Source organism: Pseudomonas batumici, assembly GCF_036585405.1.
In the GTDB taxonomy this organism is placed as follows: Bacteria; Pseudomonadota; Gammaproteobacteria; order Pseudomonadales; family Pseudomonadaceae; genus Aquipseudomonas; species Aquipseudomonas batumici.
In genome coordinates, this window is sequence record NZ_CP144470.1 from 347250 (window position 1) to 363636 (window position 16387).

General features: G+C 66.8%; 1 protein-coding gene. It reads right to left on the reverse strand.

The window, feature by feature from the left end; translation table 11 throughout:
• Position 1 precedes the first annotated feature (1 nt).
• Positions 2-16141: an amino acid adenylation domain-containing protein gene (locus tag NUH87_RS01545; RefSeq protein ID WP_338524404.1), complete on the reverse strand. Its 16140-nt coding sequence runs from the start codon at positions 16139-16141 to the stop codon at positions 2-4.
• Positions 16142-16387 lie beyond the last annotated feature (246 nt).

Sequence of the window (16387 nt, forward strand, 5' to 3'; positions counted from 1 at the left end):
ATCAAGCATCCTTGGAGACGATAGCGAGCAGTTCGCTTTCAGACAGCGAAGCCATTTCTTGTTGCAGGTCCAGCAGTTCGTCCGACTCGTACTGCGCCAGTTGCAGGGTGGTGACCAGGTCGGCCAGGGCCTGCAGCGACGGGTGTTCGAACAGGCCCCTCAGGGGCACTTCGACATCGAAGGTCTCCCGCGCCCGCAGGGTGACCTGCACCGCCAGCAGCGAATGACCGCCGAGTTCGAAGAAGTCGTCGTGGCGGCCGATCCTTTCCAGGCCCAGCAGGTCGGCCCAGATCGCGGCCAATAGTTCTTCGGTCTCGCCGTTGGGCGCCTCGTACTCGCGATGGGCGAAGTCTTCGGCACCCGGGGCCGGCAGGGCGCGGCGGTCGAGCTTGCCGTTGGGGCTCAGTGGCAGCTGTTCCACCAGCACGAACGCCGACGGCACCATGTAGTCCGGCAACTGCGAGCTGAGGTACGGTCGCAGGGTCTGGCTGGCATTGCGTCCGGCCAGGTGCGGCTCGACGCTCAGGTAGGCCACCAGACGCGTGCTGCCCGGAACCTCTTCGCGGGCGATCACCGCCGCCTCGCGTACCCCCGGCAGGGTCAGCATCAGCGCTTCGATTTCACCGGGCTCGATACGGAAGCCGCGGATCTTCACCTGCTGGTCGTTGCGCCCGAGGAATTCGAGCACACCGTCGCCGCGCTGGCGCACCAGGTCGCCGGTGCGGTACATCCGGGCGTCGTCGCTCAGGCCGAACGGGTCGGCGAGGAAGTGTTCGGCGTTCAACTGCGGCCGGTTCAGGTAGCCACGGGCAATCCCTTCGCCACCGATGTACAGCTCGCCCGAGACGCCCAGCGGAACGGGTTGGCCCTGCGGGTCGAGCACATACAGGCGGGTGTTGGGGATCGCTCGGCCGATCGGCACCGTGCCCTGTTCAGCGCCACTGCAGCGGTGCACCGTGGCCCAGACCGTGCCTTCGGTGGGACCGTACTCGTTGTACAAGGTGATGGCCGGTTCGAAGCCGGCGCATTCCTGCACCAGCAGCGGCGGGCAGGCTTCGCCGGCGACGATCATCTCGCGCAGTTGGGTGTGGCCCTTGCGGCTGGCCAGGCTGCCCAGCACCAGGCGGCCCAGGGACGGCACGCAGAGCAGGGTGGTAATCGCCTGCTCGCCGATGAAGCGGGCGACGGCTTCGGGGTTGCGGGCGGTCTCGGCATCCGGGATGCACAAGGTACCTCCGCTGATCAGGGTGCCGAAGATCCCCGCCACGGAGCTGTCGAAGGCGATCGACGAGAGCAGCAGGAAGCGCCGCGCCTCGTTCGGTGCGTACACCGCGCAGCGGGCCAGGGTCGAGGCCACCAGGTTGCGCTGTTCGATCATCACGCCCTTGGGCTTGCCGGTGGAGCCCGAGGTGTAGATCACATAGGCCAGGTGCGCCGAGGTCAGGGCGTTGGCGGCGAGTTGTGGATTCTCCGCGTCGGCTGCCGGCACCGGTGCCAGCGCCTGTTCGAGTGCCAGGTAGCGGGTCTGGCCGCTCAATTCACCCACCGCCGCGCGTCCGACCGGATCGGCCAGCAGCAGGCGCGGCCGGGCGTCCTCGACGATGGCGGCCAGGCGGTCGGCCGGATAGGTCGGGTCCAGCGGCACGTAGGCGGCACCGGCCTTGAGGATGGCGAGGATGCCGACGATCATTGCTGCGCCGCGCTCGACGCAGATCGCGATCAGCTCACCCGGCTGGGTACCGTCCTCGATCAGCCGTCGGGCCAGGTGGTTGGCGCGGGCGTTGAGCCCGGCATAGTCGAGGCTGCCGTGGGCATCGACCAGGGCGATGGCCTCGGGTGTCCAGCGTACCTGCTCTTCGAACAAGTGCTGGATGCAGGCGTCCGTCGGGTAGTCCAGGCGGTTCTGGTTGAAGGTTTCCAGCAGCAGGGTGCGTTCGGCGGAAGGCAGCACATCCAGTTGCGTCAGCGGGATTTTCGGCGTGTACATCAGCGCCTGGGTCAGTTGCTCCAGGGCGCGCTGCATCAGGCCACAGAGGCGTTGCGGGTCCACCGGCCGCACGCTTTGCACGGTCAGGCCCAGGGCCTCGCCGTAATCGTTGACCGACAGGGTCAGCGGGTAGTTGGTCCGCTCGGCGCTGTCGAGCATGCGCATGCCCGGCCATTGCAATTGGCTGTCATCGCTCTGGTGGCGATAGTTGAGCAGGCTGGTGAACAGCGGCAACGCCGTGGCCACGCCGCTGCAGCGCTGGGCCAGGGCCAGGGACGCCTGTTCGTGGGCCAGCAGCTCGCCGAGGTCGCGGTGGGTCGCCAGCACCAGCTCATGGGCGCCTTGCGTGGCCAGTTGCACCCGCACCGGCAGGGTATTGATAAACACCCCGAGGGCCCGTTCAGCGCCCGCCGAACCTTGCAGGCGCCCGGCGACCACGGTGCCGAACACCACGTCGTCACGTCCGGTGCAGCGGGCCAGCACCTGGGCCCAGGCCACATGGAACAGCACCGCCGGAGTCATCCCGCGCTCGCGGGCCTGGGCCCGGATGCGCCGGGTGAGCTCGCTGCTCAGGTGCACTTCGGCCTCGTCGACGTGGTTGCCGTCGCCCTGGACTTCCAGCAGGTCGAAGGGCGCGGTGGGCGCATCGACGTCGGCCAGACGGCGGCGGAAGTAGGCTTCATGGACGTCGGCCGGGGTGGCCTGGGTCTGGGCGATAAAGTCGCGATAGGGGTGCGGGGTCGGCAAGTGGTCGCCCTGGCCATGGAGGATCGCGTGGATTTCTTCCAGGACGATTTCCAAGGTCACATGGTCGCTGGCCATATGGTGGTTGAGCAGCGCCAGCAACCAGCGCTCGGAGTGCGGGTCGCGGGCGATGCAGGCACGCATCAGCGGCGCCTGGCGCAGGTCCAGGCGCAGTTGCCGCGGATCGTTGAGGTTGCGCAACTGCTCCAGCGGGTCCTTGTGGCTGTCGAGGGTGACACTGTGCACCGGCAGACGCGCCTGGCGTTGCACCACTTGCACCGCTTGGGGCAGGCCCTCCCAGTGCACGGCGGTGCGCAGGATGTCATGGCGCTCGATCACCCGCTGCAGGGCGGCGATAAAGGCATCGAGGTGCGGGCGGTCGTCGAACTCGAGCATCGAGCGCACCAGGTAGGCGTCGCCCTCATGGCCGAGCAGGTGATGGAAGAGAATGCCTTCCTGCAACGGTGCCAGCGGGTAGATGTCCTGGATATTGGCGGCTCCGCCGGGAACGGCGGCGACGATACGCTCCAGTTGCGTGGCGTTCAGTGCTACCAGCGGCAACATGTCCGGGGTCAGTGCCGTGCAACCCGCCGGGATGCGATTGGCCGGCGCCTGGAACAGGATGTGGCTGTCGCGGCTGATGGCCAGGGCCATTTCCCGCACGCTGGGGGCGCTGAACACCGTGCGCACGCTGGCGTGCAGACCCTGTGCGGCCAGCCGCTCGATCAGGCTGACGGCCAGCAGCGAGTGACCGCCGAGTTCGAAGAAGCCGTCGTGGCGCCCGACGCGTTCAAGTCCGAGCAATTGCTGCCATATCTCGGCGATGGCCTGTTCCACCGGCCCCTGGGGAGCCTCATAGGCCCGGCTGGCGTAGGCCTCCTGGCCCGGCTCCGGCAGGGCCCGGCGGTCGAGCTTGCCGTTGGGGGTCAGCGGCAACTTGTCCAGCACCACGAAGGCGCTCGGCACCATATGGCCGGGCAGGCGCTGAAGCAGCTCGGCACGCAGCTGCTCGGCCGCTGCCGGCTTGCCGCACAGATAGGCCACCAGGCGCTTGCTGTCGGCTTGTCCGTCCTGCGGGTCGCGGGCGATCACCGCCGCTTCGCGAACCCCCGGCAGGGCGGCGAGGGCGGCCTCGATTTCCCCGAGTTCGACGCGCAGGCCGCGGATCTTCACCTGGTCGTCGTTGCGGCCGAGGTATTCCAGCGTGCCGTCGGGCAGCCAGCGACCGATGTCGCCGGTCTTGTACAGGCGTGCGCCGCTCAGCTCGCAGAATGGGTCGGCGATAAACCGTTCGGCACTGAGTTCCGGGCGATTGAGGTAACCCCGGGCGACCCCGACGCCGCCGATATGGATCTCGCCGCGGACCCCCACAGGCACCAGTTGTGCGTGACTGTCCAGCACATGCAGCTGCATGTTGCGGATCGGTTTGCCGATGGGCATCGAGCGATCCCGGTAAGTCGTCAGGTCGGTGTCCGCGGTGTGCCAGGCGACGACGTCGCTGCACTCGGTCGGGCCGTAGCTGTTGATCACCGCCGGCCGTGGCTGGGCGAGTTTTTCCAGCATGGCAATCTGAATCGGCTCGCCCCCCAGCACCACCCGTTTCAGGCAGGCCATGGCCTGCTGCCGGTCGGCGTCCACCAGGGCGTGGAAGGCGCTGGGCGACATATTGAGGTGGGTCACACCGGCCTCGGCAATCTGCGCGACGATGGCGCCGGGGTTGAACGGTTCTTCGGCCAGGTGCAGCGTGGCACCGACCATCAGCGGCGCGAGGATGTTCTTCTGGGTCAGGTCGAAGTTGTAGGAAGACGCCAGCAGCACCGCGTCGCCGGCATGGAACGCCAGGTCGTCGAGGTACCAGTCCAGCAGGTTGCGCAGGCCGCGATGCTCCACCATCACACCCTTGGGCAGGCCGGTGGAACCGGAGGTGTAGATCACGTAGGCCAGATGGCTGAAGTCCAGCGCCGGCACCTCTGGGTTGTGCTCTGGGGCCTGGCGGTGCGCCGGGTCGCCGAGTTCAAGGGTCGCCAGGCCCTCGGGCAGCGGCAATTCGTCCAGTCCCTGCTGGTGCACGAGGGCCCGCGGTGCGCTGTCGGCCAGCATGTGGGCCAGGCGTTGTGCCGGGTATTGCGGGTCCAGCGGCACATAGGCGGCGCCGGCCTTGAGGATGCCCAGCAGGCCGATCACCATCTCCGGGCTGCGCCGGGCGCAGAGGCCGACGGTGTCATCGGGACGCACACCGAGGGCGATCAGGCGATGGGCGATGCGGTTGGCCCGGGCATTGAGTTCGGCGTAGCCGAGGGTTTGCCCGGCGCAGACCAGCGCCACTGCGTCCGGGGTGAGTGCGGCCTGTGCTTCGAATACCCGGTGGGGCAGGCGCTGCGGATGTTCGTCCAGGGGCGCGCGAGGTGGATTGAACGACGACAGCAGTTGCTCGCGCTGCTGGTGATCCAGCAGCGGCAGGCTTGCCAGCGGCTGCGCGGCATCGCCGAGCAGTGCGTCGAGCAGGTGCAGCAGGTGGCGGCTCCAGCGGGCGATGGTGCTTTCGTCGAACAGGTCGTTGGCGTACTCGAACTGGCCGCGAATGCTTTCGCCGTCGTCGTTGAGCGACAGGCTGAGGTCGAACTGGGTGGTGCCGCTGGCCTGGGGCAGCGGGGTCAGTTCCAGGCCGGGCAGGACCAGGGCCTGGTCCCGCGGGGTATTGCCCAATACCAGCATGGCCTGGAACAGCGGGCTATGGCCGAGGCTGCGCTCCGGTTGCAGGGCTTCGACCACTTGCTCGAACGGGAGGTCCTGGTGGCTGTAGGCGTCGAGGGTGATGGCCTTGATCCGGGCCAACAGCTGGTCGACCCGGCTGTGGGCCTGGACATCGACGCGCAGGGCCAGGGTGTTGACGAAGAAGCCGATCAACCCTTCGGTTTCCTGGCGCGGGCGGTTGGCGACTGGGGTACCGATCACCACTTCCGGCTGGTTGCTCAGGCGTGAAAGCAGGATCGACCAGGCGCCGAGCAAGGTCATGAACGGCGTCAGGCCCTGTTGCTGGCTGAACTGGCGCAGCCTGGCACTCAATTCCACCGGCAGTTCCAGTGCCAGGGTGGCGCCGAGGTAGCTCTGCACCTGGGGACGCGGATGGTCGGTCGGCAGTTCCAGCAGGCCCGGCGCACCGCCGAGGTGTTCGCTCCAGAAACGGGTCTGGGCTTGCAGGCGTTCGCCTTGCAGGTGCTGTTGTTGCCAGACCGCGTAATCGGCGTATTGCAGGGCCAGCGCTGGCAGCGGATCGTCGAGCCCCTGGCTGAAAGCGCTGTAGAGGCGGTTGAATTCAGCGATCAGCACGGCCACCGACCAGCCGTCGGAGACGATGTGGTGCTGGGTGACCAGCAGGATGTGGTCGTCCTCGGCCAGTTGCAGCAACTGGCCGCGAATCAGCGGACCCTGGCTCAGGTCGAACGGTGCGAGGGCTTCGTCCCGGGTCAGTTGCGCGACGGCCTGTTCACGGGCTTCGTCGGACAGCAGGCGCAAATCCTGCTCGCCCAGGGCAAAGCCGATATCGGCGGCGGCGAAATGCTGGCGGACTCCGCCCTCGCGACGTTCGAAGGTGGTGCGCAGGCTTTCATGGCGGGCGACGATACGGTCCAGGGCGCGTTGCAAGGCAGTGCGGTCGAGCCGGCCGCGCAGGCGCAGGGCGGCCGGCATGTGGTAGGCGACGCTGGCAGCGTGGTCGAGTTGGTCGAGGAACCACAAGCGTTGCTGGGCCAGGGACAGTGGCAGGTCCTGGTCGCGCGCCACTGCTTCAATCGGTTGGACCCGCGACTGGGTCGCCTGGTCCACGCACGCGGCCAGGGCCTGCAGGGAGGTCAGGCCAAACAGGGTGCGCAGGTCGATTTCGACGCCGAGGTCCTGGTGCAGGCGGGCTTGCAGTTGCACGGTGAGCAGCGAGTGACCGCCGAGTTCGAGGAAACCGTCGTGACGGCCGACCTGATCCAGGCCGAGCAGGGTTTTCCAGATCTCGGCGATGGCGACTTCGGTGTCGCCCACAGGGGCCTCGTAGGCCTTGCTGGCCAGGGATTCCAGGCCCGGGGCGGGCAGGGCGCGGCGGTCGAGCTTGCCGTTGGCGGTCAGCGGCAGGCTGTCCAGATGGACGAAGGCGCTGGGCACCATGTACTCGGGCAGGTGCTTGAGTAATTCGCCGCGCAGCTGTTCGGCGGGTACCGGTTCGCCGCACAGGTAGGCCACCAGACGCTGGTCCTCACGGGCGATGACCACGGCTTCGGTGATGCCGGCACAGCCCAGTAGCACGTTCTCGATTTCCCCCAGCTCGATCCGGAAACCGCGGATCTTCACCTGGAAGTCGTTGCGGCCCAGGTACTCGAGGGTGCCGTCGGCCAGCCAGCGACCCAGGTCGCCGGTCTTGTACAGACGGGCGTTCGGGGCTTGGGAGAAGCGGTCGACGATAAAACGCTCGGCACTCAGCTCGTCGCGGTTGAGGTAACCCCGGGCCACACCGGCCCCGCCGATATGGATTTCCCCGGCCACGCCCAAGGGGGCCGGTTCGCCACGGGCATCCAGCACATGCACCTGGACGTTGGCAAACGGCCGGCCGATGCTCGGTTTGTCGCCAAGATCACGGATCAGGTCAATCGTGGCGTCCACCGTGCATTCGGTCGGGCCGTACATGTTGTAGAAGCGGATGGTCGGACAGTTGCGCAGCTTCTCCCAGGTGCTGGCGTTGATCGCTTCACCGCCCAGCAGCACGCTGACCGGCTGGTAGCTGCGACGTTCCAGCAGACCGGCGGCGAGCAGGGTATCGAGCTGCGACGGGGTCGAGTCGAAGGCGTGCACCTGATGCTGCTCGAGGAAATCGAGCAGTTCGCTGCCGCTGGCCCGGATCAGTTGCGGGATGATCACCAGTGTGTGGCCGGAGAACAGCTGCGAGATGCCCTTGATCGACATGTCGAAGAAGAAGCCGGCGTTGAGGGCCACGGTGGCCGGTGTCGGGCAATGCTGGTGGGTGGTGCGGGTCAGCACCTGCCAGAAGTTGAACACCGAACGGTGCTCGACCATCACGCCCTTGGATTGGCCGGTGGAACCGGAGGTGTAGATGACATAGGCCAGGTGTTCCGGCGTCAGGCCCGGAACCACTGGGTTGGCGTCGAAGGCCTGATCGTCGGCGGCCCGCAGCGACTCGGCGGTGTCGAGCAGCAACAGCGGCGTATCGCCAGACGGCAGCGACAACGCGGTCTGGGTCAGCAGGGCACGGGGTTGGCTGTCCTGCAGCATGAAGGCCATGCGATCGGCCGGGTGTGCCGGGTCGATCGGTACGTAAGCCGCACCGGCCTTGAGCACACCGAGCAGGCCGATAATCATCTCCAGGCTGCGTTCGGCACAGATCGCCACACGCTCGTCCGGCTGTACGCCGAGGGCCAGCAACTGGCGGGCCAGGTGGTTGGCGCGACGATTGAGCTGGCGGTAGCTCAGTTGCCGGTCTTCGCAGACCAGGGCCACGGCGTCGGGGTTGGCGCGGACCTGGGTTTCGAACAGGGCATGGATCGGCTCGGCCGGACCGAAGTCTGTCGCGGTGTTGTTGAAGTCGTTGAGCAACAGCGTGCGCTCGGCTGCGGGTAGCACTTCCAGGCTGGCGGCCAGGCGCGCGGGATCCTGTTCAAGGGCGTCGACCAGTTCGGCAACCGCCTGGCCGAGATAGGCGGCGAGGCGTTGCGGATCGATGCCTTCGATGGCCTGGGCGGTCAGGGAGAAGTCGACACCTTCATCCGCCACGGCCACTTCGATCGGGTAGTTGGTGCGCGCTTCGTTGCTCAGGAAGCGCACGCCGTCCCAGGCCAGTACCTGATCCTGGTTGGCCAGTGAGCCGCCATCGGTCTGATGGCGATAGTTGAACAGGCTGGTGAACAACGGCAGGCCCGCGGCCACGCCGCTGCAGCGCTGGGCCAGGGCCAGGGAGGCCTGTTCGTGGACCAGCATTTCGCTGAGGTCGCGATAGGTTTCGTCCACCAGTGCGCCAACGCCGAACCTGGCCAGTTGTACCCGCACCGGCAGGGTATTGATAAACACCCCGAGGGCGCGGTCGGCACCCGCCGAACCTTGCAGACGTCCGGCGACCACGGTACCGAACACGACATCGTCACGCCCGGTGCAGCGCCCGAGCACCTGGGCCCAGGCAATATGGAACAGCACGGCCGGCGTGACCCCGGCGGCCTGCGCCCGGGCGCGGACCTTGCGGCTCAAGGCCGAGTCAAGCCGCACGCTGGTTTCCGTCACCCGCGCACCATCACCCTGGACATCCAGCACGCCGAACGGCGCGGTGGGCTCATCGACATCGGCCAGCCGGCGGCTGAAATAGGCTTCATGGGCCTCGGACGGGGTGGCGAGGATCTGCGCGACAAACTCCCGATAAGGCTGCGGGGTTGGCAGATCGCTGGCCCGGCCCTGCATCAGGTCACGGATTTCTTCGAGCACGATGCCCAGGGACACGTGGTCGCTGATCATATGGTGGTCGAGCAAGGCCAGCAGCCAACGCTCGGAGTGCGGATCGCGGGCGATGCAGGCACGCATCAGCGGCGCCTGTTGCAGGTCGAGGCGCAGGTGCCGTGGATCGCTCAGGCGTTCCAGCTGGGCGCGCGGATCTTCATCCGGCGTCAGGCTGAGGGTTTCCACCGGCAGTTGCGCCTGGCGATGGACCACCTGCACCGCCTGCGGCTGGCCGACCCAGTGCACCGCGCTGCGCAGGATGTCATGGCGATCGATGACCCTTTGCAAGGCGGCGACAAAGGCGTCGAGGCGCTGGCGGTCGTCGAACTCGATCATCGAACGCACCAGGTAGGCGTCGCCCTCGTGACCCAGCAGGTGATGGAAGAGGATGCCTTGTTGCAGCGGTGCCAGCGGGTAGATGTCCTGGATATTGGCAGCCCCGCCGGGAACGGCGGCGACGATGCGTTCCAGCTGTGCGGCACTCAGCTCCACCAATGGCAACATGTCCGGCGTCAGCTGGGTGCAATCGGCCGGGATACGGTTGGCCGGGGCCTGGAACAGGGCCTGGCTGTCGCGGCTGATGGCCTGGGCCATTTCGCGCACGCTGGGGGCGGTGAACACCGTGCGTACGCTGGCGTTCAGGCCATGCTGGCGCAGGCGGTCGATCAGGCCGACGGCCAGCAGCGAATGACCGCCGAGTTCGAAGAAACGGTCGTGACGGCCGACCTGTTCGATGCCCAGCAGCTCTTGCCAGACACCGGCGACAATCTGCTCGATCTCGCCACGCGGTGCCTCGTAGGCGCGGCTGGCAAAGGCTTCCTGGCCTGGAGCAGGCAAGGACAGACGGTCGAGCTTGCCGTTGGGGGTCAAGGGCATGGTTTCCAGGTGCACATAGGCACTGGGCACCATGTAATCCGGCAGTGCCTCCAACAAGGTCGCACGCAGTTGCTCGACGGGCACCGGTTCACCGCACAGGTAGGCGATCAGGCGCTTGCTGTCGGATTGGCCGGGCTTGCTTTCCCGGGCGACCACCACCGCTTCGCGGACACCGGTGCAGGTGGCGAGCACGGCTTCGATTTCACCCAGTTCCACACGGAAACCGCGGATCTTCACCTGGTCGTCGTTGCGGCCCAGGTATTCCAGGGTGCCGTCCGCGCGCCAGCGGCCAAGGTCGCCGGTCCGGTACAGGCGGGCGTCCGGATCGGTGGTGAACGGGTCGGCGATAAAGCGCTCGGCACTGAGTTCGGCACGGTTGAGGTAGCCACGGGCGACCCCGACGCCACCGATATGCAGTTCCCCGGCTACACCGAGCGGCGCGAGATTGCCGGCGGCATCCAGCACATGCAGTTGGGTATTGCGCACCGGTGTGCCGATGGAGCGGAAATCCTCGTTGTCGCGCTCCATCAGGCGGATCGAGGCGTTGACCGTGGCTTCGGTCGGACCATAGGCGTTGAACAAGGCTGGGCGGTGACCCTCACGGTCGAACCACTGGGCCACGGCCTGCTTGCCGACGGCTTCGCCGCCGATCATGAACTGGCGCAGGGTGCTCGGCAGCGGCACATGGGCATCGCGACTCACCTGTTGCCAGAACACGGTGGGCAGGTTGGCGACCGTGATCGCGTACTGCTCGCACAGCGCCGCAAAGGCCGCGGTGCCGCCGATCCAGGCATCGCTGCGCAGTACCAGGGTGGCACCGGACAGCAACGCGCCGAAGATCTCTTCCACGGACATGTCGAAGGTCATGGTCGCGAATTGCAGGACGCGGTCTTGCGGATTGAGGCCGTAGCGTTCCTGCAGGGCACCGATCTGATTGCAGACGGAACGATGTTCGAGCATCACCCCTTTCGGCTTGCCGGTGGAGCCTGAGGTGTACATCACATAGGCCAGGTGCCGTGACGTCAGGCCGGCGACTCGCGGATTGGCGTCGTTGCCGGGTGCATCTTCCAGTCGCAGATGGGTGATCGACAGTGGCGGCAGCTGCTCGGCCAGGTCGCCCTGGCTCAACAGTACCCGTGGAGAACTGTCGTCGAGCATATGTTGCAGGCGGTCCTGCGGGTAGTTCGGGTCGAGCGGCACGTAGGCGCCGCCGGCCTTGAGGATGGCGAGGATGCCGACGATCATTTCCGGGCTGCGTTCCACCAGCAACGCCACGCGTTCGTCCGGATTCAGGCCGGCGGCGATCAGGCGATGGGCGATACGGTTGGCCCGGGCGTTGAGTTCGGCATAGCTGAGGGCGATGCCTTCGGCCTGTACGGCAATGGCCTCGGGACGCGCTTTGACCTGCTGCTCGAAGACCTCCTGCAACAGCAGGCCTTCGGGGAACGGCACCAGGGCCGGGTTGAAGTTGCCGAGCAACTCGCGGCGCTGCTGGTGATCCAGCAACGGCAGGCTTGCCAGCGGTTGCGTGGCATCTTCCAGCAGGGCGTCGAGCAGGTGCAGCAGATGACGGCTCCAGCGAGCGATGGTGCTGGCGTCGAACAGATCGGTGGCGTATTCGAACTGGCCGTGAATGGTTTCGCCGTCGTCGTTGAGCGACAGGCTCAGGTCGAACTGGGTGGTGCCGGTGACCTGGGGCAGTGGGGTCAGCTCCAGGCCGGGCAGGGCCAGGGCCTGGTCACGCGGGGTATTGCCGAGCACCAGCATGGCCTGGAACAACGGGCTATGGCCGAGGCTGCGTTCCGGTTGCAGGGCTTCGACCACTTGTTCGAAGGGCAGGTCCTGATGGCTGTAGGCATCGAGGGTGGTGGCCTTGATCTGCGCGAGCAACTGGTCGACGCGACTGTCGGCCTGGATATCGACCCGCAGGGCCAGGGTATTGACGAAGAAGCCGATCAGTGCCTCGGTTTCCTGGCGCGGACGGTTGGCGACCGGGGTCCCGACCACGACCTGCGCCTGGTTGCTCAGGCGCGAGAGCAGGATCGACCAGGCGCCGAGCAGGGTCATGAACGGGGTGAGGCCTTGTTGCTGGCTGAACTGGCGCAGCCTGGCGCTCAGCCCGGCTGGGAGTTCCAGGGCCAGGGTGGCGCCGAGGTAGCTCTGCACCTGGGGACGTGGATGGTCGGTTGGCAGTTCCAGCAGGCCCGGCGCGCCGCTGAGGTGTTCGCTCCAGAAACGGGTCTGGGCTTGCAGGCGTTCGCCTTGCAGGTGCTGTTGCTGCCAGACCGCGTAGTCGGCGTATTGCAGGGCCAGCGGTGGCAGCGGATCGTCGAGGCCCTGGCTGAAGGCGGCATACAGGCGATTGAACTCGCCGATCAGTACGGCCACCGACCAGCCGTCGGAGACGATGTGGTGCTGGGTGACCAGCAGGATATGGTCATCCTCGGCCAGTTGCAGCAGCTGTCCGCGAATCAGCGGGCCCTGGCTCAGGTCGAACGGTGCGAGGGCCTCGTTCCGGGTCAGTTGCTCGACCGCGTGTTCACGGGCTTCGTCGGGCAGCAGGCGCAGGTCATGTTCGCCCAGGGCAAAGCCGATATCGGGGGCGGCGAAGCGCTGACGGACTTCGCCTTCGTGGCGTTCGAAGGTGGTGCGCAGGCTTTCGTGACGGGCGACGATACGGTCCAGGGCGCGTTGCAAGGCATTGCGGTCAAGCTGGCCGCGCAAGCGCAGGGCCGCCGGCATGTGATAGGCGATGCTGGCGGCATGGTCCAGTTGGTCGAGGAACCACAGCCGTTGCTGGGCCAGGGACAGTGGCAGGTGCTGGTCGCGGGAAACCGCTTCAATCGGGTGGACCCGCGACTGGGTTGCCTGGTCCACGCACTCGGCCAGGGCCTGCAGGGAGGTCAGGCCGAACAGGGTGCGCAGGTCGATTTCGACGCCGAGGTCCTGATGCAGGCGGGCTTGCAGTTGCACGGTGAGCAGCGAGTGACCGCCGAGTTCGAGGAAACCGTCGTGACGGCCGACCTGATCCAGGCCGAGCAGGGTTTTCCAGAGGTCGGCGATGGCGACTTCGGTGTCGCCCACAGGGGCCTCGTAGGCCTTGCTGGCCAGGGCTTCCAGGCCCGGGGCGGGCAGGGCGCGGCGGTCGAGCTTGCCGTTGGCGGTCAGCGGCAGGCTGTCCAGATGGACGAAGGCGCTGGGCACCATGTACTCGGGCAGGTGCTTGAGCAATTCGCTGCGCAGCTGTTCGGCGGGTACCGGTTCGCCGCACAGGTAGGCGACCAGGCGCTTGCTGTCCGGCTGGCTCGGATCGTCCTCGCGGGCGATCACCACCACTTCGCGAACACCGGGGCACAGGGCCAGGGCGGCCTCGACTTCGCCGATCTCGATGCGCAGGCCGCGAATCTTCACCTGGAAGTCATTGCGTCCCAGGTATTCCAGGGCACCATTGGCCAGCCAGCGGCCGAGGTCGCCGGTCTTGTACAGGCGCGCCTGCGGTTCGCTGGAAAACGGATCGGCGACAAAACGTTCGGCGCTCAGTTGTGGCTGGTTCAGGTAACCCCGGGCCACGCCGATGCCGCCGATATGCAGCTCCCCGGCCACGCCCAGCGGTTGTACCTGGCCCAGGGCATCCAGTACATGCATCTGGATATTGGCGATCGGGCGGCCGATCGGCACGCTTTCGCCCGGATCGCCGGGACGGCACTGCCAGGCGGTGACGTCGATGGCCGCTTCGGTCGGACCATAGAGGTTGTGCAACTCGACCCCGGCCAGTTGCTGTTCGAAGCGCCGTTGCAGGCCACGGGGCAGGGCCTCGCCGCTGCACAGCACCCGACGCAGCGCGGGGAAGTCGCGGGCGTCGCGGTGTTCGAGGAACAGGTCGAGCATCGACGGTACGAAGTGCAGCAGGGTGATGCCGCTGTCGCGCATCACCCGGGCCAGGTAGTCAGGCTCCTGGTGACCTCCCGGGCGGGCCATGACCAGCTCGGCACCGGCGAGCAGCGGCAGGAAGAACTCCCAGACCGACACGTCGAAGCCGAACGGGGTCTTTTGCAGCACCCGGTCACTGGCATCGACCGCATATTCGTCGCGGGCCCAGAGCAGGCGGTTGACCACGCCCAGGTGTTCGTTCATCACCCCTTTCGGCGTGCCGGTGGAGCCCGAGGTGTAGAGCACATAGGCCAGGTGGCTCGGCAGCAGGCCGAGGGCCCGGGTGTCCGGGTTGTGGGTGGGTTGCGCGGCCAGTTGCGCGCTGTCGGCGGCGTCGTCGAGCAGCAGTACCGGCACGTTCGACGGTGGCAGACCGTCCAGCAGCGCCAGGCCGGTGAGCACGGCACGCGGTGAACTGTCGCCGAGCATATAGGCTTGGCGGGCAGTCGGCAGGTCCGGATCGATCGGCACATAGGCACCGCCGGCCTTGAGAATCCCCAGCAGCGCGACGACCATTTCCGGGCCACGGCGCAGACTCACGGCGACCCGGGCATCGGGTTCCACGCCCAGCGCGATCAGGCGGTGGGCGAGTTGGTTGGCCCGGCGATTGAGTTGCGCGTAGCTCAGCAACGGCCCGCTATCACCGCTTACGGCGCAGGCGTCCGGGCGCTGGGCAGCCTGTTGTTCGATCAACTGGTGGATCAGCACGTCGCGGGGATAGTCGCGGGCGGTGGCGTTGAACTCGACCTGCAGACGCCGGCGTTCGTCCGCGGCCATCAGCGGGAAGTGCGCCACGGCGGTGTCATGCTGCTCCAGCACGGCTTCGAGCATGGCGAAGATGCGTTGTTGCAGGCGCTGGGCTTCTTCGAGGCTGTAATAGGCGGTGTTGAAGTTGAAATCCAGGTGCACGTCTTCGTACGGGTGGTAGTCACGGACGAAGATCGCCATCGGCGTCTGCTCGTAGCCGTTGTCCATGGTGATGACCCGCGACGAGGTACCGCCGAACTGATCGTCGCCGTCCAGGCTTTCGAACGACAGCGAGACGTCGAACAGTTGCCGCCGCCCGGTCTGTGCCAGGCGCAGGGTGCGGTTGAGCTCGGCGATGGGGAAACGCTGGTGGCGATAGCAGCGGCGCAGTTGGCCACCGGCGGCGTTCATCAGGTCCAGCAGCGAGCCCTGCGGATCCACCGCCAGGCGAATCGGGCTGACCGAGGAAAACATCCCGGCGGTGGCCTTCTGGCGGGCGGTGGTGCGGTTATGCACGGGCATGCCGATGACGATCTCATCGACCCCCACGGTGCGGCAGAAATAGGTGCTGACCACGCTGATCAGCACATGGGCCACCGACAGGCCGCGCTCGCTGGCGAACTGCGTCAGGGCGTTGTACAGGGCACGCGGCAACATGGCCTGGACCTGTTCGCTGGGGGCCAGTTCGTTGGCCTTGCCGGCCTTGAAGTCGGCCCGGCGCTGCAGCAGCGACGGCGGCAGTTGCGCGTAGGTGTCCTGCCAGAACTGGCGGTCGCGCTCGTAGCGCGAGGACTGCAGGTAGGCCCGGTCTTCTTCGAGGAACGACAGGTAGGAGTGGCCTTCGGCGACCTCCTCGTTGCCGGCCAGCAGGCCGTTGTAGGCGGCGCCCACGGCATGGCCGATCAGGGCCACGCCGATACCGTCGGTGACCAGGTGATGGTAGCGGTTGAGCCAGTAATGCCGCTGCGGCCCGCAACGTACCAGGCGCGCTTCCCAGAGTTGTCCGGTGAGTGATTCGAAGGGTTGGCGGAAGGCTTCGCGCAGGTACGCCATGGCCAGCCCGGCATCGTCTTCAGCCTCGGAAAATTCCACCACCTCGAGCTTGACCTTGACCTCGGGCAGGACCCGCTGGCGACCGATGCCACCTTCGTGGCTGAAGCTCAGGCGCAGGGTGTCATTGCGGTTGGCGACCATCTCGATGGCCTTCTCGAACAACGGGATATCGATCTCGCCCTTGATCTCCAGGGACATGCCGATGTTGTAGTAGGGCAGGTCCGGGTGTGCGATCTGATCGAGCCAGATGCCCTGCTGGACCGAGGCCAGTTCGTGGGACGCGCAGGCTTGCGCGGACAGCTTGTCGGTCGACGAATCCATTTCGGAGCACCTGTTTGCAGAATCAGTGGGTTCGTCTCCGATCGAAGGGCAGCGGGGCGCAAGGGCTGGACGACTGCCAGTCGGCGGGACGAAGGAAAAGCGTGGGAAAAAACTAGAGCATCCACTGGGCGGTGTCTGTCATGGGAAGCAGGGACAACCACGCGGGACGGGCCACCGGTGCGCTTGGGAACGCGCGCGCGAGTCTGTTATATCAACGGCCCTGAGTGTTCTTGCGAGGGTCGCACA

Bases quoted from the DNA above. Each gene is read 5' to 3' on its own strand.
- NUH87_RS01545 (WP_338524404.1), bottom strand. From the start codon at position 16,141: ATGGATTCGTCGACCGACAAGCTGTCCGCGCAAGCCTGCGCGTCCCAC.